At 53.4% G+C, this 24,737-nt stretch carries 20 protein-coding genes and 2 pseudogenes; 7 read left to right on the forward strand and 15 right to left on the reverse strand.

The window, feature by feature from the left end; genetic code table 11:
* The 5 genes from glgA to asd form a co-directional block, all read right to left on the reverse strand.
* A complete protein-coding gene (gene glgA, locus OGX96_RS05770; protein WP_003827622.1) occupies positions 1 to 1,434 on the reverse strand; it encodes a glycogen synthase GlgA in 1,434 nt (477 codons plus the stop codon).
* Positions 1,434 to 2,729, reverse strand: coding sequence for a glucose-1-phosphate adenylyltransferase (gene glgC / locus OGX96_RS05775; protein WP_003827621.1), 1,296 nt, complete (start codon positions 2,727 to 2,729; stop codon positions 1,434 to 1,436). The genes glgA and glgC overlap by 1 nt, the downstream gene beginning before the upstream one ends.
* 14 nt (positions 2,730 to 2,743) lie before the next feature.
* Positions 2,744 to 4,720, reverse strand: coding sequence for a glycogen debranching protein GlgX (gene glgX, locus OGX96_RS05780; RefSeq protein ID WP_153687786.1), 1,977 nt, complete (start codon positions 4,718 to 4,720; stop codon positions 2,744 to 2,746).
* Entirely contained in the window at positions 4,720 to 6,903 is a 2,184-nt protein-coding gene (glgB, locus tag OGX96_RS05785; protein ID WP_286582404.1) for a 1,4-alpha-glucan branching enzyme, read from the reverse strand. Before glgB ends, glgX begins: the two co-directional genes overlap by 1 nt.
* A 273-nt stretch (positions 6,904 to 7,176) precedes the next feature.
* Positions 7,177 to 8,283 carry an aspartate-semialdehyde dehydrogenase gene (gene asd / locus OGX96_RS05790; protein WP_286582406.1) on the reverse strand — a complete coding sequence of 369 codons (1,107 nt, stop codon included), beginning with the start codon at positions 8,281 to 8,283 and terminating at the stop codon, positions 7,177 to 7,179.
* Positions 8,284 to 8,473: 190 nt separating this feature from the next.
* Between asd and yhgN the strand changes: the two genes are divergently transcribed.
* The 3 genes and pseudogenes from yhgN to OGX96_RS05805 all read left to right on the forward strand — a co-directional run.
* Positions 8,474 to 9,067 (forward strand): NAAT family transporter YhgN, encoded by a 594-nt coding sequence (yhgN, locus tag OGX96_RS05795; protein WP_003023480.1) that lies wholly within the window; start codon positions 8,474 to 8,476, stop codon positions 9,065 to 9,067.
* Between the two features lie 454 nt (positions 9,068 to 9,521).
* On the forward strand, positions 9,522 to 9,968 hold the full coding sequence (locus OGX96_RS05800; RefSeq protein ID WP_198802870.1) for a hypothetical protein: 447 nt from the start codon (positions 9,522 to 9,524) through the stop codon (positions 9,966 to 9,968).
* Positions 9,962 to 10,141: pseudogene (locus OGX96_RS05805) on the forward strand (MarC family protein); the annotation flags it as partial. The gene OGX96_RS05800 and the pseudogene OGX96_RS05805, both read left to right, overlap by 7 nt.
* On the opposite strand, the gene gntU reads toward OGX96_RS05805, so the two are convergent.
* The 5 genes from gntU to OGX96_RS05830 form a co-directional block, all read right to left on the reverse strand.
* Complete coding sequence (gntU, locus tag OGX96_RS05810; protein WP_003827609.1) at positions 10,064 to 11,404, reverse strand: gluconate transporter; 1,341 nt, start codon at positions 11,402 to 11,404, stop codon at positions 10,064 to 10,066. The pseudogene OGX96_RS05805 and the gene gntU sit on opposite strands and share 78 nt — an antisense overlap.
* Positions 11,404 to 11,934 carry a gluconokinase gene (gntK, locus tag OGX96_RS05815; protein ID WP_003023475.1) on the reverse strand — a complete coding sequence of 177 codons (531 nt, stop codon included), beginning with the start codon at positions 11,932 to 11,934 and terminating at the stop codon, positions 11,404 to 11,406. Before gntK ends, gntU begins: the two co-directional genes overlap by 1 nt.
* 141 nt (positions 11,935 to 12,075) lie before the next feature.
* Positions 12,076 to 13,071, reverse strand: a complete 996-nt coding sequence (gntR, locus tag OGX96_RS05820) for a gluconate operon transcriptional repressor GntR (RefSeq protein ID WP_008786351.1) — start codon at positions 13,069 to 13,071, stop codon at positions 12,076 to 12,078.
* Positions 13,072 to 13,368: 297 nt separating this feature from the next.
* Positions 13,369 to 14,064, reverse strand: coding sequence for a quercetin 2,3-dioxygenase (gene yhhW / locus OGX96_RS05825; protein WP_003023472.1), 696 nt, complete (start codon positions 14,062 to 14,064; stop codon positions 13,369 to 13,371).
* 123 nt (positions 14,065 to 14,187) lie between these two features.
* Positions 14,188 to 15,225: an oxidoreductase gene (locus tag OGX96_RS05830; RefSeq protein ID WP_198802868.1), complete on the reverse strand. Its 1,038-nt coding sequence runs from the start codon at positions 15,223 to 15,225 to the stop codon at positions 14,188 to 14,190.
* Between the two features lie 470 nt (positions 15,226 to 15,695).
* Here OGX96_RS05830 and yhhY point away from each other — a divergent pair, with 470 nt between their 5' ends.
* From yhhY to tssD, 3 genes and pseudogenes are all read left to right on the forward strand, one after another.
* Positions 15,696 to 16,184 carry an N-acetyltransferase gene (yhhY, locus tag OGX96_RS05835; RefSeq protein WP_008786353.1) on the forward strand — a complete coding sequence of 163 codons (489 nt, stop codon included), beginning with the start codon at positions 15,696 to 15,698 and terminating at the stop codon, positions 16,182 to 16,184.
* A 46-nt stretch (positions 16,185 to 16,230) separates the two neighbouring features.
* Entirely contained in the window at positions 16,231 to 17,115 is an 885-nt protein-coding gene (locus tag OGX96_RS05840; RefSeq protein ID WP_048236954.1) for a hypothetical protein, read from the forward strand.
* Between the two features lie 269 nt (positions 17,116 to 17,384).
* Positions 17,385 to 18,525 (forward strand): annotated as a pseudogene (tssD, locus tag OGX96_RS05845) (type VI secretion system tube protein TssD).
* Between the two features lie 310 nt (positions 18,526 to 18,835).
* On the opposite strand, the gene ggt reads toward tssD, so the two are convergent.
* Entirely contained in the window at positions 18,836 to 20,581 is a 1,746-nt protein-coding gene (gene ggt / locus OGX96_RS05850; RefSeq protein WP_048215387.1) for a gamma-glutamyltransferase, read from the reverse strand.
* Positions 20,582 to 20,699: 118 nt separating this feature from the next.
* Between ggt and OGX96_RS05855 the strand changes: the two genes are divergently transcribed.
* On the forward strand, positions 20,700 to 21,140 hold the full coding sequence (locus OGX96_RS05855; RefSeq protein ID WP_048215386.1) for a DUF2756 family protein: 441 nt from the start codon (positions 20,700 to 20,702) through the stop codon (positions 21,138 to 21,140).
* Here OGX96_RS05855 and ugpQ read toward each other — a convergent pair.
* The 4 genes from ugpQ to ugpA are packed head-to-tail and all read right to left on the reverse strand — an operon-like array spanning position 21,137 to position 24,679.
* Positions 21,137 to 21,880, reverse strand: coding sequence for a glycerophosphodiester phosphodiesterase (gene ugpQ, locus OGX96_RS05860; protein WP_003827589.1), 744 nt, complete (start codon positions 21,878 to 21,880; stop codon positions 21,137 to 21,139). The genes OGX96_RS05855 and ugpQ overlap by 4 nt on opposite strands.
* Positions 21,877 to 22,947, reverse strand: coding sequence for a sn-glycerol-3-phosphate import ATP-binding protein UgpC (locus OGX96_RS05865; RefSeq protein ID WP_008786359.1), 1,071 nt, complete (start codon positions 22,945 to 22,947; stop codon positions 21,877 to 21,879). Before OGX96_RS05865 ends, ugpQ begins: the two co-directional genes overlap by 4 nt.
* Before the next feature lie 2 nt (positions 22,948 to 22,949).
* Positions 22,950 to 23,795 (reverse strand): sn-glycerol-3-phosphate ABC transporter permease UgpE, encoded by an 846-nt coding sequence (ugpE, locus tag OGX96_RS05870; RefSeq protein ID WP_003023450.1) that lies wholly within the window; start codon positions 23,793 to 23,795, stop codon positions 22,950 to 22,952.
* Positions 23,792 to 24,679: a sn-glycerol-3-phosphate ABC transporter permease UgpA gene (gene ugpA / locus OGX96_RS05875; RefSeq protein WP_167820484.1), complete on the reverse strand. Its 888-nt coding sequence runs from the start codon at positions 24,677 to 24,679 to the stop codon at positions 23,792 to 23,794. The genes ugpE and ugpA overlap by 4 nt, the downstream gene beginning before the upstream one ends.
* Between the last annotated feature and the right edge of the window lie 58 nt (positions 24,680 to 24,737).

Here is a 24,737-nt window from a genome sequence, read left to right on the forward strand (position 1 = left end):
CTATTTCAAGCGATAGTAAAGCTCACGGTATGACTTCGCCGCGACTTGCCAGCTAAAATCCATGGTCATGGCCTGACGTTGTACAAACCGCCAAAGCGAAGGCCGGGACCACAATACGAAAGCACGCCGGATCGCGCGTAACAGCGACCAGGCATTACTATCTTCAAATACAAACCCACTGGCGATACCGTCCGCCAGGTTTTCCAGCGAACTGTCAGAGACTGTATCAGCCAGCCCACCGGTGCGCCGCACCAGCGGCAGCGTGCCGTACTTCAGTCCATACAACTGCGTTAAGCCACACGGCTCAAAACGGCTGGGAACCAATATCACATCGGCCCCACCCATGATGCGGTGCGAGAAGGCTTCGTGATAGCCGATCTGCACACCCACCTGTCCTGGATGTTCCGCCGCTGCGGCGAGGAATCCTTCCTGTAATACCGGATCGCCCGCGCCTAGCAATGCCAGCTGTCCACCCTGCTCTAACAACCCCGGCAGCGCTTCCAGCACCAGATCCAGCCCTTTTTGACTGGTAAGGCGGCTGACTACGGCAAACAGCGGTACTTTATCGTTGACCTTAAGTCCCATCGCTATCTGAAGCTGACGTTTGTTTTCTGCCTTCTCCTCCAGCGTGTCGCGCGTATATCGCGATGCCAGCAGGAGATCGGTTTCCGGGCTCCAGATTTTTTCATCAACGCCGTTCAGCACGCCGGAAAGACGGCCTTCGCGATGACGTTGCTGCAACAGACCTTCCATGCCGTAGGCAAACTGCGGCTCGGTAATTTCCCGCGCGTAGGTCGGACTGACCGCCGTAATGTGGTCGGCGTAGTACAACCCTGCCTTCAGAAACGAAATCTGCCCGTTAAACTCCAGTCCGTGCACATTAAAGAACGACCATGGCAATTGGATGTCATCCATATGCTTTGCATAAAACATGCCTTGATACGCCAGGTTGTGGACGGTGAACACCGATTTCGCCGGATGGCCGCGCGCCGCCAGATACGCCGGAGCCAGACCCGCATGCCAGTCGTGCGCATGCACCACATCCGGGCGCCAGAATGGGTCAAGGCCACAGGCCATTTCACAGCCAACCCAGCCCAGCAATGCAAAACGCTGCACGTTATCGGTATACGCAAACAGGTTAGTGTCGTGATACGGGCTACCGGGGCGGTCATAGAGATGCGGCGCGTCAATCAGGTAAATACCCACGCCGTTGAAATGCCCGAACAGCAGTGTGATACGTCCGGCGAAGGTATCCCGACGCGTTACAACCTGCGCATCGGGAATGCCGCGACGAATATCAGGAAACGCCGGGAGCAGCACGCGGGCATCCACGCCGTCCGCTATTTGCGCTGCGGGTAACGCCCCAATAACATCCGCCAGTCCCCCGGTTTTTAACAGGGGGAACATCTCTGAACAAACGTGTAAAACCTGCATTATCGCTCCTGTTTGATCTGCAGTTTGCGTAGCATTTCACGCGTGACCAGCACAATACCTTCCTCTGAACGGTAGAAACGACGCGCATCTTCTTCCGCGTTTTCACCAATCACCATGCCTTCGGGAATAACGCAGGCGCGGTCGATAATGCAACGACGTAAGCGGCACGAACGTCCCACCCACACTTCAGGTAACAACACTGCCGAATCAATGTTACAGAATGAATTCACCCGCACTCGCGGGAACAGAACGGACTGCACCACCACCGAACCTGAAATTATGCATCCGCCAGAAACCAGCGAGTTCAGCGTCATTCCGTGGCTGCCGGAACGGTCCTGAACAAATTTCGCCGGTGGCAGCGATTCCATGTGCGTACGGATTGGCCAGTCCTGGTCGTACATGTCCAGTTCAGGCGTCACCGAAGCCAGATCGAGGTTCGCCTTCCAGTAGGCTTCCAGCGTACCCACGTCACGCCAGTACGGCTCGGATTCCGGGTCAGACTGCACGCAGGACAACGGGAATGGATGTGCATACGCCATGCCAGCTTCGGTGATTTTCGGGATAATGTCTTTACCGAAATCGTGACTGGAGTTTTCATCGAGGTCATCTTCCGCCAGCAATTCATACAGATAATCGGCGTTGAAAACGTAGATCCCCATACTGGCAAGAGATTTGGTCGGGTCGCCTGGCATGGCTGGCGGGTTGGCGGGTTTTTCAACGAACTCGATAATTTTATCGGTGTCGTCCACGTCCATTACGCCAAACGCGCTGGCCTCTTCAATAGGCACTGGCATACAGGCCACGGTGCAACGCGCGCCTTTCTCGACGTGGTCGATCAGCATGCGTGAGTAGTCCTGCTTGTAGATATGATCGCCCGCGAGGATCACCACATATTCCGCTTTATAGCGTCGAATGATGTCCAGGTTTTGGGTCACCGCATCCGCCGTACCGCGATACCAGTTTTCACCCTGCATTCTCTGCTGGGCAGGCAGCAGATCGACAAACTCGTTCATCTCTTCGCTAAAGAACGACCAGCCGCGCTGAATATGCTGCACCAGCGTGTGGGACTGGTACTGGGTGATCACGCCAATACGGCGGATCCCGGAGTTAATACAGTTGGATAAGGCAAAATCGATAATGCGGAACTTACCGCCAAAGTGCACAGCAGGTTTGGCACGTTTGTTGGTTAAATCTTTTAAGCGGGTACCGCGGCCACCGGCCAGGATCAGGGCAACAGATTTTAATGGCAGCTGGCGCGCCAACATTACACGATCGTTCTTCTCTAAACTCACCATGACTAACTCCTTTTTTATCTTCTCTGGAACACACACAGTCCGTGCGCAGGTCCCTGCCAGACAGCCGTAAGCACCGGATTATCCTCTCCGGCAAATGGGGGAACGGCGCACCATTCCCCTTCAGGTAAAACGATATCTGTCACCTCAAGCGTGGCATTTATTGCAATCAGAAAACGGTCTGAAAGCAGGATTTGCATCTGCCTCGGGCCGTTTTGCCACTCATCCGCACTTAAGGGTTGTGCGTACTTATTTAGCCAACGAACATTGCCATCGCCCTCTTCCCACCAGCGATCACCCGTTAGTGCAGGAATTTGCTGGCGAAGATGGATCAGGGCAGCGGTAAATGTGGTTAGTCCGCTGTTTGCCTGCTGCCAGTCCAGCCAGGTCAGGGCGTTATCCTGGCAGTAAGCGTTATTGTTGCCGTGCTGGCTATGACCATGCTCATCGCCCGCCAGCAACATCGGCGTCCCCTGGGAGAGCAACAGCGTGGATAACAGCGCATGAATGCTGTCGCGCCGCCGCTCAATCAGGTCCAGCGTGCCGCCTAATCCTTCTTTACCATGATTGTCGCTGTAGTTATTGCTAGTGCCGTCGCGATTTTCCTCACCATTCGCTTCATTGTGCTTATTTGTGAAGCACACACAGTCGCGTAGCGTAAAACCGTCGTGCGCAGTCACCAGATTGACCGTCGCGCTGGGCTTGCGACCATCGCGTTTAAACACGTCGCTTGATGCGGCAAAACGCCCGGCAAACTCACCCAACGAGAGATTACGCTGGAGCCAGAAGCGTCGGGTCGCATCGCGGAAATGGTCATTCCACTCGGCAAACGGCGGGGGGAAATTCCCCACCTGATACCCGCCTTCACCAATATCCCACGGTTCCGCAATCAGCTTAACGCGTGAGAGCAGCGGACAGTTTTGGATCGCGGTAAACAGTGGCGCATCCTGACGAAACGCAGGTGTACGCCCCATGACGGAAGCCAAATCAAAACGAAAACCATCCACATGGCAGGTTTCAACCCAGTAGCGCAGGCATTCACATGCGTATTCCACAACGCCCGGATGGCTCAGATTGAGGGTGTTCCCACAACCGGTCCAGTTGTAGTAATCACCATCGTCCCTGATCCAATAATAGCTACGGTTATCAATTCCGCGCAGCGAGAAGACGGGGCCTTCGAGATCCAGTTCGGCGCTGTGGTTCAAAACGATATCGAGAATGACCTCAATCCCCGCTTTGTGCAGCGCTTTTACCGCGTCGCGAAACTCATCAAGCGCACTCTCCGGCGAACAGGCATAGGCCGGATGCAGTGCAAACATCGCTACCGGGTTGTAGCCCCAATAGTTCGACAGCCCCAGCCGCTGAAGCCGTGGTTCGCTGGCAAAATGCGCCACCGGCAGCAGCTCCAGCGCGGTAATGCCGAGGCGCTTGAAGTAATCGATCATCACTGGATGGCCCAGCGCTTTGTAGGTTCCGCGAATCTCTTCCGGCAGCTCAGGATGCAAATACGTCAACCCTTTGACATGCGCTTCGTAAATCACGGTATTGCCCCACGGCGTGCGCGGCGGGGTATCATCCTCCCAGTCATAATGATCGGACACCACCACGCCCTTCAGCGCGATGGTGGCATTATCATGATGATCCGGTTCATTTAGCCCACCGTGCAGCAGCGGGTTATCTTTTAACTCGCCATCCACCCGACGGGCGCAAGGGTCAAGCAGCAGCTTGGCCGGATTAAACCGGTGGCCCTGCTGCGGTTGCCATGGGCCATGAACACGATAGCCATAGCGCAGACCGGGCCGGGCGTTGGCCAGATAGCCGTGCCAGACATCACCGCTACGCCCCGGCAGGTCATAGCGAAGTTCGCACCCTTGCTCATCGAATACGCATAATTCAACGCGTTCAGCGTGGGCCGAGAAGAGTGTGAAATTGACACCATGGCCGTCATACGTTGCACCATGGGGGGTGGCGTTGCCGGTTGCCAGTTGCGTCATTACCCCTCCCTGACCAGCCAGATCGTTGCCAACGGCGGTAACGTGAGGCTCAGTGAGTGCTGACGACCATGGCTGGCGATTTCATCGCTGTGCACCGCACCGCCGTTGCCGGTATTGCTACCGTGGTAATGCATCGAGTCGGTATTGAGGATCTCACGCCATTTGCCTGGTTGATTGATACCGAAGCGATAGCCGTGGCGGGGCACAGGCGTAAAGTTGCTGACCACGATGATTTCATTGCCGACCTTGTCACGACGCACGAAAGCCAGCACCGAACGTTCGTTGTCATCTACCACCAGCCACTCAAAGCCATAGGCGTCAAAGTCGAGTTCGTGCAGCGCTTTGTGATGACGGTAGGTGTGATTCAGATCGCGCACCAGACGCTGTACGCCGTGGTGCCAGTTATCGCCACCTTCCAGCAGGTGCCAGTCGAGGCTGGCGTCATGGTTCCATTCACGTCCCTGCGCAAACTCGTTGCCCATAAACAGCAGTTTTTTTCCCGGGAAGGCCCACATCCAGCCGTAGTAGGCGCGCAGGTTGGCAAACTTCTGCCATGCGTCTCCCGGCATGCGATCGAGAATGGATTTTTTACCGTGTACCACTTCATCATGCGACAGCGGCAGGACAAAGTTTTCGGTGTAGTTGTACAGCATGCCGAAGGTCAGCTTGTCGTGATGGTACTGACGATGAATCGGGTCCAGCTTCATGTAGTCCAGCGTGTCGTGCATCCAGCCGAGGTTCCACTTATACCAGAACCCTAAACCACCCATATCCTGCGGTCTTGAAACGCCGGCAAAGTCGGTGGACTCTTCCGCCATACTCACCGCACCAGGCACCTGCTCGCCAAGAATGCGGTTGGTATTGCGCAAAAATTCAATGGCTTCGAGGTTTTCACGACCACCAAATTCGTTTGGGATCCATTCCCCTTCTTTGCGGCTGTAGTCGCGATAAATCATCGACGCCACGGCATCCACGCGCAACGCGTCAATACCAAAGCGTTCAATCCAGTACAGGGCGTTGCCCACCAGGTAGTTGCTGACTTCACGGCGACCATAGTTGTAGATCAGCGTGTTCCAGTCCTGGTGATACCCTTCGCGCGGGTCGCTGTGCTCATACAGGTTGGTGCCATCAAACTCTGCCAAACCAAAGTCGTCCGACGGGAAATGACCCGGCACCCAGTCGAGAATAACGTTCAGCCCCGCCTGATGCGCGGCATTCACGAAATAGCGGAAATCATCGCGCGTCCCGAAGCGACGGGTCGGCGCATATATGCCGGTAGGTTGGTAGCCCCAGCTACCGTCGAACGGATGCTCGTTAATCGGCAACAGTTCGAGGTGGGTAAAGCCCATCCACTTGGCGTAAGGCACCAGTTGATCCGCCAGCTCACGGTAGCTTAGCCAGAAGTTGTTATCGGTATGACGACGCCATGAACCCAGGTGCACTTCATAGATAGAGATCGGCGCATCAAACTGGTTGGCTTTTTTGCGCGCCTCGCTTTGCACCACTTTTTCCGGCAGGCCGCAGATAAGCGACGCGGTTTCCGGGCGCATTTGCGCTTCGAAGGCGTAAGGGTCCGCTTTGATTCGCAGCTTACCGTTGGCATCGATCATCTCGTATTTATACAGCTGACCATGCTGCGCGCCGGGGATAAACAGCTCCCAGATACCGCTTTCTTTGCGCAGGCGCATTGGGTGGCGACGGCCATCCCAGTAGTTGAACTGCCCAACCACTGACACGCGTTGAGCGTTAGGCGCCCAGACTGAGAAGCGCGTACCGGTTACGCCATCCACGGTATCCGCATGCGCACCCAGCGTTTCGTAAGGTCGCAGATGCGTACCTTCAGATAACAGCCAGGCATCCATATCCTGGATCAGCGGGCCAAAACGATAAGGGTCATCAATCAGATTCTGCTGTCCATGCCAGACAACGGCCAACTGATAGCGAAAGAAATTTTTACGGCGGGGAAGTACTGCACAGAAAAAACCGCGAGAGTCGAGGCAATCCAGCTTGCCGACTTTGCGTCCGGTTTTGGGTTCGATTACCCACACTTCGGTGGCGTCAGGTAATAGGGCGCGGACTTCAAGTCCAGCATCAGTTTGGTGCATACCGAGTACGGAAAAAGGATCCGCAAAATGGCCTGCAATTAGCGCATTAATCACGTCTCTATCGATACGAACGGACATGGTTGTCATCCTGTTTTATGGCGTCACCCCTTCCAACTGATTTTCGACATCAGGTAGTGACACTTTTTTTGACCTGAACGGCGCAGCACAATTGTGCATCCTCTCTGCGTCGTCCCACCTTCAGGCAACAACTTAATACCTCCGGTACTAAGTCACCCTTAAAGAATAGCCAATGCTTTATCTTACTCCTGGTAAAAAATGAAACATCTGCGCTTACTCCTGTATTACGCAAAAAAAGGGGTGATTCCTCACCCCTTGATCGTTAACAAACTATTACGCCAATTGGCGCAGCATACGGCGCAATGGCTCCGCAGCCCCCCACAGCAACTGGTCGCCCACAGTAAAGGCTGACAGGAACTCCGGTCCCATGTTCAGCTTACGCAGACGGCCTACTGGCGTGGTCAGCGTGCCGGTAACGGCCGCCGGGGTTAACTCACGCATGGTGATATCCCGATCGTTTGGTACAACTTTGGCCCACGGATTGTGCGCCGCCAGCAGTTCTTCCACGGTCGGAATAGACACATCTTTTTTCAGTTTAATGGTGAACGCCTGGCTGTGGCAGCGCAGCGCACCGACGCGCACGCACAGGCCATCAACCGGGATCACGGAAGACGTGTTGATAATTTTGTTGGTTTCCGCCTGTCCCTTCCACTCTTCACGGCTCTGACCGTTATCGAGCTGTTTGTCGATCCACGGAATCAGGCTACCGGCCAGCGGTACGCCAAAGTTATCAACCGGCAGTTCGCCGCTGCGGGACAGGGTCGTTACTTTACGTTCGATGTCGAGAATAGCAGAGGAAGGGGTCGCCAGTTCCTCGGCCACATGGCCATACAGATGACCCATCTGAGACAGCAGTTCACGCATATGGCGCGCGCCGCCGCCGGAAGCCGCCTGATAGGTCGCTACGGAAACCCAGTCAACCAGGTCATTGGCAAACAGGCCACCGAGGGACATCAGCATCAGGCTAACGGTACAGTTGCCGCCGACAAAGGTCTTAATGCCTTTGTTCAGGCCGTCGGTGATGACATCCTGGTTAACCGGATCGAGAATAATGATGGCATCGTCTTTCATACGCAGCGAAGAGGCTGCGTCAATCCAGTACCCCTGCCAACCGCTTTCACGAAGCTTTGGATAGATTTCGTTGGTATAATCGCCGCCCTGACAGGTCACGATGATATCGAGCGCCTTCAGCGCATCCAGATCAAAAGCGTCCTGAAGTGTGCCGGTCGCGGTGCCACCGAACGTCGGTGCCGCCTGCCCAAGCTGGGAAGTAGAAAAGAAAACAGGGCGAATGGCGTCGAAGTCACGCTCCTCAACCATGCGTTGCATGAGAACAGAGCCGACCATACCGCGCCAGCCGATAAAACCAACATTTTTCATAGCGTTTTTTCCTGCAGAGATGTGTGCTGTGTATGCTAACCAGTATCCTACTGGCCTATCCTTCACCATACAAAAAGCAGCCAAAGTCGCAAGTGAAATTAATCAATGATAGCGAAGCCATCAGTAATGCGACTTATCCCGCTGCGCAAGCAAGCAGAAAGTCCGCGGTAATTATCAGGGAATTTGAGTTATGAATGAAATCATTTCAGCGGCAGTTTTATTGATCCTGATTATGGATCCGCTCGGAAACCTGCCCATTTTCATGTCCGTATTGAAACATACCGAACCAAAACGTCGCCGCGCGATTATGATTCGCGAGCTGTTTATTGCGCTGTTGGTGATGCTGATATTCCTGTTTGCGGGCGAGAAAATTCTGGCATTTCTTAACCTGCGTGCGGAAACCGTATCGATCTCCGGGGGCATCATTCTGTTCCTGATCGCCATTAAGATGATTTTCCCCAGCGCCACCGGGAATAGCACCGGGCTTCCGGCTGGTGAAGAGCCATTTATCGTACCGCTGGCGATTCCGCTGGTAGCCGGGCCGACAATCCTGGCCTCATTAATGCTGTTATCGCATCAGTACCCAAATCAGATGGGGCATCTGGTGATTGCGCTGCTGATCGCCTGGGGCGGTACATTCGTGATTTTGCTGCAGTCTTCGCTGTTTTTACGCCTGCTGGGAGAGAAAGGGGTTAACGCGCTGGAGCGCCTGATGGGGCTAATTCTGGTGATGATGGCAACCCAGATGTTCCTCGATGGCGTGCGGATGTGGATGAAGGGGTAACGCACTCACTTTACGCCGGGTGGCGGCTTCGCCTTACCCGGCCTACGGTGTTGATATATGCTCGTGTGTAGGCCCGGTAAGCGCTAGCGCCACCGGGCAATCAGCGCCGTGAATGTGTTTGTGAGAAACACCTCAATCATTTAAGTCTCTGAAAAAGCGTATTTTCATTTCTGCGAAGCGCCTTCCGGAATACGCTCTTGTCAGCATCGCGGATTAGCATTATCTTCTCGCTGCACTTGCAAAATCAGGTGCCAGGATTGGTCCCCTGATTACCTCATTCGCGATAAAATTCACTTTTGTCGTGCGACCAGCTACACCTCAATGGTGGGCTGGACGGTGGCGTCACGAGACGCACCGGTATCCAATGAGGCCGGTAGGACCAACTCCGTTCAGCCCGCCACCAAAAGGTTGGTCCCTTCGGTGGTGGTAAATTTCACTCATTGGAGGCTGCCCTATGGCTACTACCCCTCTCTTTTCACACTCTTTATTTACCCTGCCCGTTAGCCATGCAACGGATTTCACCGAGCTGGCAGATAACTGTGAGCGTTTTGTCGAAGGGCTTGTTGAATGTCATGACCCTGTTGAAAAACTGGCGATTTGTGCGCGCCTGTCGGCCTGTCTGGCACTACTACAACCAACCTTAACGGAACCTGTACCGCAGCATCTACAGGCCAGCCTGACGGTAGAAACCTTACCGACCCGCTCTCCCCTCTTTGAACCCGAACCAGATCAGATGGGGCGTTACTGCCAGCTTTTGACGCATTTACTGATGAGCAAAACGCTGTCTGACGAGATGGAACGCGTGGCGGGCGATTTACTGCAGGATTTGGTAGGCTATTTCGCCGATACGTTAAAAGCGCCGCGTTGGTTGAAAACCGAGGATGGTGTGATGGTGCTGTAAAAAAGCCGGGTGGCGGCTTTGCCTTACCCGGCCTACGGTGTCGATATGTGCTCGTTTCCAGGCCCGGTAAGCGCTAGCGCCACCGGGCAATGCCATCAGCTCAACAGCTGGAAGGCAATCATACCGACAATCGCGCCGACCGTACCGAGGATGGTTTCCATCATCGTCCAGGTCTTCAGCGTTTGCGCTTCGGTCGCACCGGTAAATTTACCGAACAACCAGAAACCAGCGTCGTTAACGTGGCTGACCACGATAGAGCCGCCCGCGATACAGATAGACAGCGCCGCCATCTGGGCACCGGAGTAGTTCAGTTGCTCAATCACTGGCATCACCAGACCGACCGCCGTTAAGCAGGCCACTGTCGCGGACCCCTGAATGATACGCACCGCCGCCGCCAGCACGAAGCAGGTGATAGCGATCGGCAAGCCCATACCGGTTAACGCTTCGCCCAGTGCAGGGCCAACGCCGGAATCTACCAGTACCTGTTTGAACACGCCGCCCGCACCAATCACCAGCAGAATAATCCCCGCTGGCTGCAGCGCATGGCCGCAGATTTCCATCACGCGGTCTTTTGGCATGCCCTGGCGCACCGCCAGACCGTAAATCGCCACCAGACAGGCAACCAGAATCGCTGTAAACGGATGACCGATAAACTCGAACCATTCGTAGGTTGAAGAACCGACCGGAACAAAGCGTGCGGCGATGGTTTTCAGACCAACCAGCACCAGCGGCAGCAGGATAAGCGATAAGCTGAAGCCAAAGGAGGGCATTTTGCCTTCGCCCAGATGCGGCTCGGTAATGTCTTCCGGTACGTGCAGCTCAACGTAACGGCTGATGAAGTTACCCCACAGCGGCCCGGCGATAATCATGCCCGGGATCGCGGCGCACAGGCCAATCAGGATCATCCAGCCAAAGTCGGCGTGCATCTGAGAGGCCAGCAGCATCGGCGCAGGCCCCGGCAGCAGGAACGCTGCGGCAGCCGCCACGCCCGCAAACAGCGGAATGACCAACTTAACCAGGTTAGTACCGGTATGGCGCGCCATTGAGAACGCTACGCTAATCAGCAGCACAATCGCCACCTCAAAGAACAGCGGCAGCGCGCAAATCAGACCGGCCAGGCCAATCGCGTAATGTGCGCGGCTGTGACCGAAGGATTTCAGCATTTTGACGGCAATCTGATCGACCGCGCCGGTCTCATGCAAAATCTTGCCGAACATCGCCCCCAGCGCCACCACAATCGCCAGGAAACCGAGCGTGCCTCCCATCCCTTTTTCCATGGTCGCCGCGATTTTATCGAGCGGCATACCGGAAAAGAGACCTGCACCAATGGATACCACCATCAAAGCAACGAAGGCGTGCATACGCGCCTTCATCACTAAAAACAGCAGTAATAAAACGGACCCTACTGCTGTTAAAACAAGCGTTAATGTGCTCACTACTTACTGCCTTGGTTAATAACCTCAATGGTGCTGGCGACCACACCGTCCAGTGGTTGATCGATATCGACCACCAGTACATCGTTTTCATTCGCACCCGGTTCTTCCAGCGCTTCAAACTGGGTAACCAGCATCTGCGTTTTGAAGAAGTGGCCTTTACGCGCCTTCAGACGGCTTTCGATAACGTCAAAATCCCCTTTCAGATAAATGAAAGAGAGGTTCGGGTTACCGTCGCGCAACTGGTCGCGGTAGACTTTTTTCAAGGCAGAACAGACGATCAGCGAAACCTTGTTGGTACGCTGCATCGCAAAAGCGGCGTCATTCAGCGCCTGTAGCCACGGTTTACGGTCGTCATCATTGAGTGGCTCACCGGAAGCCATTTTCATGATGTTGCTGCGCGGATGGAGAAAATCGCCATCAAGAAACGCGGCCTGCAGTTGATGCGCCACTTCGCTGGCGACAGCAGATTTACCGCTGCCCGATACGCCCATCAGAACGTAAACGTGGTGATCATGATTAGTCGTGCTCAAAGCGTTGCCCCCACTGGTACAAGAATCAGGAAATTGTTACGGGTAACTGTTATCGGTAACATTGTCCAGCCGGATAAATAGAGAAGCAATATCCATTCGTGCTCGAAGTGTATAAGTGTGAGCTACTTCAAACTTGTTGGCTTAAATAGATCCGCCCGGTGACAAGGTGAAACCTAAATCTAACATTTTAGGCGTGACTGCTTCACCACGAATGCGCGCCAGCAGGCGTTCTGCGCCAATGCTGCCCATCCGTTCACGTGGCGTGAGCACACTCGCCAGACGCGGCTCCATCACCTGCCCGATGTCGTGACCGTGGAATCCGGCAATCGCCATGTCATCCGGGATTTTCAGCCCTAAACGCTGGCATTCGAAAGCCGCCCCTACCGCCAGGTCATCGTTGGTACAGAAAACGCCGTCGAGCTGCGGGTATTCGCGCCGCGCCTGACGGATGAGTTCAATACCGGAGGAGTAGGAAGAAGACTGTTCCACCATCACGCTGTACGGCACCAGGTTGGCATCGCGCATTGCCTGCTCGTAGCCTCTCTGTTTGATGATAGTACGTTCATCAAGACGAGCGCCAAGATAGGCTACATGACGGTGCCCGCGGGCGATAATAGCGGCAGTCATCTGACGCGCGGCTTCGAAGTTGTCGAAACCGACGGCGATATCCAGACACGGAGACTGGCTGTCCATCAGCTCAACCACCGGGATACCGGCAACTTCAATCATTTTCAGCGTACGGGGCGTATGGCTACGTTCGGTGAGGATCAGGCCATCGATATTCCACGACAGCATCGATTCCAGGCGCTCTTGTTCCATCTCAGGCTTATAGCCGTAGTGCGCGAGCATCGTTTGATAACCATGGGCGTCGGTGACGGCCTCAATGCCGCGTAGCACTTCAGCAAAAACCTGGTTAGTGAGAGACGGTAACAGCACGCCGATAGCGCGGCTGGTAGCGTTAGAAAGGATATCAGGAGCGCGATTGGGAATATAACCCAGCTCATCAAGTGCAGCGGCAATTTTGCCCCGCAGCGCCACGGAGACCTGCTCCGGGTTACGCAAAAAGCGACTGACCGTCATTTTGGTCACGCCCACGCGGTCGGCTACATCCTGAAGTACGGGTCTTTTCTTTTTCATCGTCCTGAAGCGTTAAAAAGGGATAGATTTTCCCAGTTTACCACGGACGTGCGTGAACCTTTGCAGAGAAATAAAGGAGTTTTTATTGTGATAAATACACAAAATCATTCGAGTTGCATCAAGGCGGCGACGCAGTGAATCCCCGGGAGCGTACATTAAGTACGCGACCGGGGTGAGCGACAAATCTGCCGGGAGCAGATTTGAACGCTGCATACAGCGGCCCCGAAGGGGCGAGGCCTATGGATGGGCCGAGTAATAAAGCCAACACAGATGCGGCTTGAAGGATGACGTGTATTTTTATACTGGCGGCAGGTCAAACAGCAACACTTCACTGTCGCTGTCGGCATGAATAGAAATTGCCTGTTCATCCCAGATTGCCAGACCGTCGCTGGTGGTCGCTTTGGTGCCGTTAATCGTCACGTTGCCTTTTACCACCTGGATCCAAACGCGGCGTTCCGCGGCAATCTGATGCACCGACTGCTCATCTTTGACCAGCGCCCAACGGTACAGCTCCATATCCTGGTACACTTTCAGTGAACCATCACGGGCATCCGGCGACAGCACCAGTTGTTTACCCTGAGCGGCATCGAAACGACGCTGTTCATAGCGCGGAGTAATACCGTTCTCCTGCGGCATGATCCAGATCTGATACAGATGCAGCTTCTCAGTATTGCTCGGGTTGTACTCCGAGTGACGGATCCCCGTCCCGGCGCTCATAATCTGAAACTCACCGGCCGGAACCTGCTCTTTGTTGCCCATGCTGTCCTGATGCTCCACCGCGCCTTCCAGCACGTAGGTCAGGATTTCCATGTCTTTATGGGGGTGAGTACCAAATCCCTGACCTGCATCGATCACGTCATCGTTAATCACGCGCAGTGCCGAGAACCCCATAAAGTTCGGGTCATAGTAGTTGGCAAAAGAGAAGGTATGCCATGAATCAAGCCAGCCATGATTAGCGTGGCCACGGTCGTTAGCTTTGCGTAAGTAGATCATTGTGTTCACCCCCAGATGTTTTCGATGGAGTAAGTGTGGACTCAATCCGTCTGGGATCATAGAGGGTGAAAATTGACTCCTCTGTTCAAAAAATATGAACAAGCCCAGAGGAGTCTGTGCAGGCTATTTGGCGAGGGTTATCGTGGCAGGCGGTGCCTGTTCAAAGGCGCGTTCGAGGATCTCCAGGTTGGTAAGAACTTCAGATTCCTTGACGTAATTAGGCGTACCGGTGGTCAGCGTCTGGTACAGCGCGTCATACACGCGACCGTAATCCCCCACTTCCGGCTTTACCTCTTCTTTTACCGTGATGCCGTCATCGTTGACGTACTCTAGCATCCCAATGGAATCATCAGCAGCGAAACCTGGCTCACCCGGCATGATATTGGCCTTCAGGCTGGTTTCCTGCTGGTCGATGCCGTACTTCACAAACGAGCCTTTGGTGCCATGGACGATAAACTTCGGATAGTCGATTTTCACCAGATGACTGGTTTTAACAATGGCTTTCAGGTCGCCGTAAAACAGCTGCGCTTCAAAGGTATCGTCCGGGTTCGCTTTGTTGCGCAGGATGCGGATGTCATAGGCCACATGATCGGGACGTCCGAACAGCGAGATAATCTGATCCATGGTGTGTACGCCCAGACCATAAAACGCGCCGTCCTGCGGCAGTCCCGGCTTGGTTTCTGCTTCAGGACGGTAGTAATCGAAATGGCTTTCAACCTCAACAATCTTGCCGAGCTTGCCGCTCTCAATGGCTTTTTTCGCGGTGAGGAAGCAGGAGTCAAAACGGCGATTCTGATACGGCGTAACGGTCAGTCCTTTGCTTCGCGCCAGTTCGAACAGCTCTTTTGCTTGCGCAAGCGTCGGCGTGAAGGGTTTCTCAACCAGCACATTTTTACCCGCTTCCAGCGCGCGTTTAGCATATTCAAAATGGCTGTCAGCATGGGTACAGACGATCACCAGTTTCACCTGCGGATCGTTTAAGATCTCGTCGAGGTCGCTGGTGAAGTGAATATGCGAATACTGCGGCGCCTGCTCTTCCGGCCTGGCGTTGCGGCGGAAAATGTGCGCGACGTGCCAGCTATTTTTGCGGTTGAGGACGTACGGCAAATGGTAGCGGGTGGTGCTTTTACCAAAACCAATAAATGCGCAGTGTAAGGTCATGAGACGATCCTTTTGAAGGTGATTGTCTACACCATAGCGCAAAGCGGCTGGAGACTGAATCCATCCTGTCATCGTGCCGGATGCGGCGTTGCCTTATCCGGCCTACCGCATTATACAGCTAAAAGATCGGGCGTAAGTGGCGTAGGCAGATTATTCACGGCCTGCGCGCAGCAACCGGAGCGTACACAGAGTACGTGAGGATTGCGAGCACAGCCCGGGATTAAGCTGGCAAGCAAACTAGCCCGAAACCCAGCCAAAAAAAAAGCCAGCAAAAGCTGGCTAAAGTAATACTGGAAGCAATGTGAGCAATGTCGTGCTTTCAGGTTCTCCGTAGGGGTTCCCCTGAACGCAGAGCAATAATAATCATTCTCATTCGCACTTGTCTACTTCTTTTTGCAAAAAAATGCAGTTGACGGATTTTTCTTTCTCAGCGAGTGTAAATGCACAATTAACCCTGCAGGAGATAAGGAATGAGTGAGATAGTGATACGCCACGCTGAACCGAAAGATTACGACGCAATTCGTCAGATCCACGCCCAGCCGGAGGTGTACCACAACACGCTACAGGTTCCTCATCCTTCTCTCGAAATGTGGCAAGCGCGGCTAACCGAGCAAGCCGGTGTCAAACAGCTGGTTGCCTGCATTGATGATATCGTCGTGGGGCATCTCTGTATTGAGGTCGCGCAGCGCCCGCGCCGCAGCCACGTGGCCGATTTTGGTATCTGCGTGGATGGCAGGTGGCACAATCGTGGCGTTGCCAGCGCGCTGATTCGTACGATGATCGACATGTGCGACAACTGGCTGCGCGTCGAGCGCATTGAGCTGACAGTATTTGTTGATAATGAGCCTGCTGTAGCAGTCTATAAGAAGTACGGCTTTGAAATCGAAGGCACCGGTAAGAAATACGGCCTGCGCAACGGTGAGTATGTTGATGCCTACTTTATGGCGCGCGTGAAATAAATTTAAGGGCGAGCCTTATCGCCCTGCTTATTGAAAGGACGCAATAGTGAAAAAGTTTCTTCCCCTGGTTTTGCTGGCCTCGCTCTCCCCTGCTTTTGCCACTACCGTACAAAATCTCGATTCCGTAGCCAGTGCCATCCAACATCCTGAAGGTAAACAGATTTTTGCTGAGCAAATGGCAGGAGCAACCCCTGCGAAAGGATTTGGTGAGCTTCCTCAGGGCTTATCTGAAAAGCAGTGGATTGCCTGGGTTGCACCGAATGAAGATCCTGACAACCTGATCCTGACCGGTGCTAAATCTTGGGGAAAAGACGGTAAATATATTGGCATTGCTTGTTTTGCCGATAATAAGGCTGACGCCGAGCAAGCAAAAAAATACGCGGATAACACCTGCCCGGAAAACTACAGCAACGGGCGCGCTAATAAATTATATCTCGGCGTTTTTTCCTGGCAGAATCCACAGCTAACGCCGATTGCACGCTCGGAAAAACCGTTAAACCAGCTCTCAGAGTGGAATAAAGCCGCTGAAAAAGAGAGCGATGATGAGTCCGTCAGACCGCTGGCTTATTATACAAAGCTGGATCTGGCACCGTACCGGATAGCACCCGATACCCTGGCATTCGGGGTGCGGGGTGGATACTCTGATGCGTATTCCGGCGGCGGCGCATTTTATGAAGTGCTGGAACTCTACACCATCAAAGACAGCAAGATAATCAACGTGTTTTCTGACCTTGTTTATTACTATTCGGACATTGCTGGAGACTGGAATAAAGACGGCACAAGGCAGCACGACATCAGCGAAAGTAAGTACATTCTCAAAATGCGCTCGGCAAAGACGCACGGATTTTATGACTTAGAGCGCGTTAGCCTACAGGATAAAAGCAGCCAAATATTCCGCTGGTCCGAATCACTGCAGCGATATGCACCATAACCTACCGGTCAGGCCTACATCGTTCAGAACGCTGTAGGCCATTGATACGGGTCAATTAACATCAGCAAACCCTCCATTAATAACTCCAAATTATTGAATGTATAAATTCTTATCTCATACATTATTTATATTCAGATTCCCCTCAATAAAATTCACTTAAAGTGAAACGTTTTATTTCTGCTATATACGAACGCCATCAGAAAGCGTAATTAAAACAAAGAAAGAATTACCATTTTTACGACAACAAGTAATAAAAGGATAAGGATGTCATGAGTGATATCGTCTATCTGATGGTTTCTGGGCAACAGCAGGGCGCTATTTCTGACGGATGTGGAACCATTGCATCCGTGGGTAACCGCTGGCAAATAGCGGCACGAAGACGAAATTTTTACCTTTTCGCTCTCTAATAGTATAACCAGTACTGGTAGAGGTTCACATTTTCACGGACTGCAATTTTGCAAACTGATAGATAAAAGCACCCCATTATTTGTTAATGCTATTAATAACAACGAGCAGTTGTATATGGAGTTTTATTTCTACCGCATCAATAGGTTCGGTAGATGGGAGAAGTATTATTATATTCAACTGCGGGGAGCATTTCTATCATCCATTCAACATCAATTCAGCGAGAATAATTTAGACACAGAAACAATAGCCATCAACTATGAATATATCCTCTGTAAACATCTTATTGCCAACACTGAGTTCAGCTACCTGGCGTTGCCCGAGAACTACAACCGCCTGTTTATCCCCCGCCCAAAAACCCCCGCAGACAACGGCCTCAAAACGTTAAACAGCAAAGGTGTTGGCAGACTGCTTGCCGCCGGAGGGATCTACAACGGGAATATCGACGGCTTCAGGGAAACGGCAGAAAAGTTGGGGGGCGATGCTCCTGCGGGTTACGAGCAGGTTATGGATAACAAAGGATTGCTGATTCTTGGTGCTTCAGTAGCTGCAGGCTTAACTATGGGAAGGATGAAATTTCCTGAATTAGAAGAACTGGAGCAGTTTGGAGCGAAAGGAACTTATACATTAAGGCCATTTGATCCAGATAAAGCGGGAGGCCCTGTTGAACATCTTACAACTGAAGGCGTAAATATTACCCATGAAGGAATTGCAATTGTAGAAAAACACATATCTCGCTTCGATCCAGATCCTGGTAATGAATTTATGGTAAGCCGTTTAAAAAAGATAGCGAACGGTGAATTGTTACCAGAACAAGTGGATTTAAACTACTACACTCATGAATGTCGAGAGTATCAACGTTATTGCAATTTAGGTTGGGAAACTGGCAGGCCAAGCGATAACCAAGAGGCTTATGATCTATGGAATAACACGCATACATCAACACTCGAAGATTATAGAATAACTGGTAATGACCTTTATCACCCGGATGCACCATCATGGTAAACGATACTGAACTTAACATATTGAAATTATTAGCTTCCAGAGATGACGTAAATTGGACCTGGTATAATCTTGATCGCGCAATGACCAGTAGGAGAATGGATGGAGTTGGTAACGTAGTTAGGCTCATAAATAACCTATCCAAAGCGGGTTTAGTCGATATAGTAGCAAGAACCCCCTCAGGAATGGATTATTATCGCGTATCCGCCCAAGGCCATAAGTTGCTAATCGAAATTGACCGGTATCACCAAGACCATTCACTATAGTAAAAAATATTTGTCAAGCCCTCTCCCACCGAAGAGGGCTGTTATGCTTAGTACCCCGCCGTTAAGTCATCCACGGAACGCGGGTCAGAAGCACCATACAGTGCGCCATCCGGTCCAACCATAATGCTCTGCGTGCTGCCCATCGCCTCTTTCAGCGCTACTTTCTGTCCTTTTTGCTCCAGCAGCTTGATTGTATCCGGGCTGAAGCCCTTCTCGATGCGCAGTTCATCCGGCAACCATTGATGATGGAAGCGCGGTGCGTTGGTCGCTTCGGCGACGTTCATCCCAAAATCAATGCTGTTGACCACCATTTGCAGTACGGTAGTGATGATTCGGCTTCCACCTGGGCTGCCGGTAACCAGCCAGGTTTTCCCGTCTTTTACCACGATAGTCGGCGACATCGACGACAGCGGACGCTTCTTCGGTCCAACCGCGTTGGCATCACCGCCCACCAGTCCATAAACGTTCGGCACGCCTGGCTTAGCGGAGAAATCATCCATTTCGTTATTCAGCAGAATACCGGTGTTACCCGCCACGATGCCGGTCCCGAAGGTGGTATTCAGGGTATACGTTACCGCCACGGCATTGCCGTCTTTATCCACTACCGAGAAGTGCGTAGTCTGGTTGCTTTCATACGGGGCGAGCTTGCCAGGTTTGATCTGGCTGGAGGGCTTAGCCTTGTTGATATCAATCTGATCGGCAAGCGTTTTAGCATAGGCTTTGTTGGTCAGCGCTTGCCACGGCACTTTCACAAAATCCGGGTCGCCCAGATATTCTGAACGGTCGGCGTAAGCATATTTCTCCGCTTCAGCCATAACCTGCATAGCATCGGCGCTGCCAAATCCGTACTTCTTCATATCGAAGTTTTCGAGAATATTGAGGATCTGCACGATGTGAATACCGCCAGAGGACGGCGGCGGCATGGAGAAGACCTGATACCCGCGATAGTCACCGCTGATCGGCGTGCGCTCCACGGCTTTATAGCTGGCTAAATCCTCTTTGGTCATCAGCCCGCCGTTCTTCTGCATTTCCCCGGCTATCTGATCGGCAATCGCCCCTTTATAAAACGCATCCGGACCATTCTCGGCAATCATTTCCAGGCTTTTCGCCAGATTCTTTTGCACCAGCTTATCGCCCTTTTTCAGCGGCTCGCCGTCCTTCCAGAAAATGGCTTTGCTGTTCTCGTGATTAGGGAGCACTTCGCTGCCATAAGTTTTCAGATCGTCGGCCAGCGCGTCATTAACCACAAAGCCCTCTTCCGCCAGCTTCATCGCCGGGCGCACCACTTTGTTCAGCGGCATCGTGCCGTATTTCTCCAGCGCCAGCGAGAAACCCGCCACGGTACCCGGCGTACCGGATGCCAGATGCGACGTCAGCGACTTTTTCGCATCGGCGTTGCCCTGCTCATCGAGGAACATGTCACGGGTCGCGCCAGCAGGCGCCATTTCACGAAAATCGATCGCTGTGGTGTTACCGTCTTTGGTACGCAGCAGCATAAAACCACCGCCGCCCAGATTGCCCGCCTGGGGATGCGTCACCGCCAGCGCATAGCCAACCGCCACGGCGGCATCGACGGCATTCCCGCCCTGTTTAAGTATGTCCACCCCAACCTGGGTAGCTAAAGCATCCACAGAGGCCACCATTCCGTGCTTAGCGCGTACGGGATGGAACACATCTTCCTCGACTCCGTAAGATACCGGCGGTGGCGCAGCCGGCGCGGCAGCAACGCTAAAACAACTTCCTGAGAGCAGAGCAGCAATGGCTACCCGGCGTAAAAACGTCGGTTTTATCATCGTTATTCTCCAGATGTATGGGGGTCTGCCCCCACTAAGCCTGGTGCATAACTCTGAAATAATCATCGTAACGGCGAGAAAGGAGTAAACTTAAGAGATCCCCGAGAGGAGAAAAGCGATGAAACGACTCTTACTTTTAGCCATGCTGTTGCCGTTTGCAGGCTTTGCACAGCCCATCAACACCATGAATAACCCGAACCAACCCGGTTATCAGATCCCGAGTCAGCAGCGTATGCAAACCCAAATGCAAACGCAGCAAATTCAGCAGAAAGGGATGCTCAACCAACAGTTGCAAACGCAGACGCGTATGCAGCAACAGCATCTGGAAAACCAAATTAACACCAACTCCCAGCGGGTCCTTCAGTCTCAGCCAGGCGAGTTGAATCCCAGCCAGCAGCAAATGCTGCCCAACAGCAACGGTGGGATGTTGAGTGGAACCCGTAACCCGGACAGCTCTCTGAATAAGCAACATATGCTGTCAGAGAAAAAGAACGGCGACATGCTGAAGCCCTCCAGCACGCCGCAGCCTAACGTTCCGTTAAAAACGATTGGGCCTTAAAAAGGTTGGAAATCCGGACCAATCGTATCAATGGCATCGGTACAGATGCAGTCCACGCCCCAGCGCAGCAGTTCCGCCGCGCGCTGGGGTCGGTTGACGGTATATACCAGAATACGTAGCCCCGCATCACGCAGCGCATCCACACGCGCTTCATCCAGCAGTTTGTGATTAAGATGAATAGAGACGCAGCCAAGCCGCGTGGTCAGCTCGCGCCAGTCCTCGCGCCATTCATCAAGCAGCAAGCCTCTCGGCAGTTCAGGTACCGCCTGCTGCGCCGCTTCAAGTGCATCAATTTCAAAGGATGACAATAGTGGCGGCGTCATTCCCGCCCACAGCTCCCGCGCGGCCAGCGCCACGACTTTGCCAGTTAACGTTCCGGTGCCGGTTGTGGGTTTAATTTCAATATTCGCCATCATACCGTGCTGACGGCAGCGCTCGGCCACTTGCGAGAGCAGCGGCAGCGGTTCACCTTTAAACTCACCGCTAAACCAGCCGCCGGCGTCCACGCGCAATAAATCCTGCCAGTTCAGCTCGCCTGCCACGCCCCAGCCGTTGCTGGTTCGCTCCAGGTTGTCATCATGCAGTAAGAAGATCTCACCGTCTTTCGACAATTTAGCGTCAAACTCGATCATGGTATGCCCGTATCGCGCCCCCACGTCGATCGCCGCCAGGGTGTTTTCCGGGGCCAGCTTACCGCCGCCACGATGGGCGACAATATGGGGGTAAGGCCAGTTACTCATACGCGTTGTCCTGTTTCGCCATCAAAAAGATGCAGATGATTTTCCGGCAGATGCAGCCACAGCGTGCTGCCTGCCGTTGGGCGATGCTGATGCGCCAGTCGCACCACCAGCTTTTGCTCGCCCCAGCGTCCGTGTGCCAGGTTATCTGCGCCCAGCATTTCCAGTGTATCAACAACCAACGGCACGCCGCCTTCGGCCTGCGAGCTTAGCGCAATATGCTCTGGGCGGATACCCAACGTCATTTTACGCCCAATAGACTCTCTCGCGCTTCTGCCGATGGGTAGCGTCATGCCGCCCTCCAGTTCAAAATGGGTGCCCGAGGTACTGATGCACCCGTCCAGCAGGTTCATCGCCGGGCTGCCGATAAAACTCGCCACAAAGCGGCTGGCAGGCTTTTCATACACCTCAACCGGTGTACCTATCTGCTCGGCAATGCCTTTGTTCATCACCATCACCCGTTGGGCGAGGGTCATCGCTTCAACCTGGTCGTGCGTCACGTATAGCGAAGTGGTTTTCAGGCGGCGATGCAGATGTTGTAACTCCAGACGCATCTGCACGCGCAGCTTGGCATCGAGGTTAGAAAGCGGCTCATCGAACAGGAATACCGCTGGGTCACGCACAATCGCTCGCCCCATCGCTACGCGCTGGCGCTGACCGCCAGAAAGTTCGCGCGGACGACGTTTGAGCAGCTCACCCAGCTCGAGAATACGCGCCGCCTCATTTACCCGTTCAGCAATGTGCTCCTTGCCCATCCCGCGGATTTTCAGCCCCCAGGCCATGTTTTCTTCCACGCTCATATGCGGGTAGAGCGCGTAGTTTTGAAAGACCATCGCAATGCCGCGATCCTTCGGCTCCATCTCGGTGACGCGTTTATTATCAATCCAGATATCGCCACCGCTCACCCGCTCCAGCCCAGCCACCATCCGCAGCAGCGTAGACTTTCCGCAGCCGGATGGGCCAACCATCACGATAAATTCCCCGTCCGCGACGTCCAGCGTCAGCGGTTTAATCACCTGGGTTTTGCCGTCCCAGCTTTTGGTTACTGCCTGTAGTTTTAAACCAGCCATTTTTATTTCTCACTATCGACCAGACCGCGTACGAAGGCGCGCTGCATGGCTAACACGATGATTACCGGAGGGATAAGCGTCAGCAGCATGGCAGCCATTACCTGGTTCCACTGCGTGGTGCCTTCACCGGTGGCGATCATGCCTTTGATACCCGCCACCGCAGTGCCCAAATTGACGTCGGTAATAATTAACAACGGCCACAAATACTGGTTCCAGCCGTAGATAAAGGTGATAACGAACAGCGCCGCCAGATTGGTTTTTGACAGTGGTAGTACGATATCGCGGAAAAAACGCATCGGTGACGCACCGTCAATTCGCGCCGCCTCAACCAGCTCATCCGGCAGGGTCATAAAGAACTGTCGGAACAGGAAGGTCGCAGTAGCCGATGCCATCAACGGCAGCGTCAGACCCGCATAGCTGTCGAGCATTTTCAGGTTGGCGATAACCTCCACGGTGGGGAAGATTCGCACCTCAACCGGCAGCATCAGGGTGATAAAAATCATCCAGAAGAACAGGTTGCGCAGCGGAAAACGGAACCAGACGATGGCGAATGCGGAGAGCATGGAGACGGTGATTTTCCCTACCGTAATACTGAACGCCATGATGAAGCTGTTAAGCATCATCAACCAGAACGGCGCGCTGTTGACGCCCACACCGTTGACCCAGATGTATTTCATGTTCTCCAGCAACTGCGTGCCGGGAACCAGCGTCATCGGCGTTTCAAACACCGCTTTGTTGTCCAGCGTCGCCGCGACAAACGCGACGTACAGCGGAAACAGGATCACCATGATCCCCATAATCAACATGGCATGGCTGAATATTGTCAGCCCACGACGGTTCTCAATCATTGGTAACGCACCTTACTTTCCACATAGCGGAACTGCACCACCGTCAAAATAATGACCAGGAACATCAGCACCACCGATTGTGCGGCGGAAGAAGCCAGATCCAACCCGACAAACCCTTCACGGTAGATCTTATAAATCAGCGTGGTCGTCGCCTGCACCGGCCCACCCGCCGTGGCGGCATCAATAACCGGGAAGGTATCAAAGAAGGCATAAACCAGATTCACCACCAGCAGAAAGAAGCTGACCGGGGCTATCAACGGCAGCGCCAGCTTAAAGAAGCGGCGAACCGGCCCTGCGCCATCAATCGCAGCAGCTTCGATCAGCGATCGCGGGATAGACTGCAGTGCGGCAAAGAAGAACAGGAAGTTGTAACTAATCTGCTTCCAGACCGATGCAAACACCACCAGGAACATCGCCTGACCGCTGTTTTGCGCATGGTTCCAGTCATAGCCAAACTCACCGAGAAAATGGGTAATCAGCCCGCGACCTGGGTTAAACAGGAAGATCCACAATACGGCGGCGACGGCAGGCGCGACGGCATAGGGCAACAGCATCAGCGTCTGGTAAAAACGGCTGCCGCGCACCACGTAATTCACCAGCGCCGCAAAAAATAACGACACCAGCAGACCGCTTACCGTGACTAACGTACTGAACTTAATGGTGGTCCAGAATGAGTCGAGGTAGTACGGGTCATGATACAGCGCGACAAAGTTTTCCAGTCCGACAAACTGGCTGGAAAGACCAAACGGATCAACGGATTGTAGCGAGTACCACAGCGCTTCACCGGCGGGCCAGATAAAGAAAATAACGGTGATAACCAGCTGCGGAGCCACCAACAAATAGGGAAGCCAACGCGAGCGGAATACCGGACGGGATGAAGACATGTAGGTTCTTTTCCTGGAAGGTGCCGGATGGCGGTGCAAGCACCTTACCCGGCCTACA

The sequence above is a fragment of the Citrobacter sp. Cpo100 genome, from assembly GCF_030332595.1.
GTDB classification, from domain to species: domain Bacteria; phylum Pseudomonadota; class Gammaproteobacteria; order Enterobacterales; family Enterobacteriaceae; genus Citrobacter; species Citrobacter portucalensis.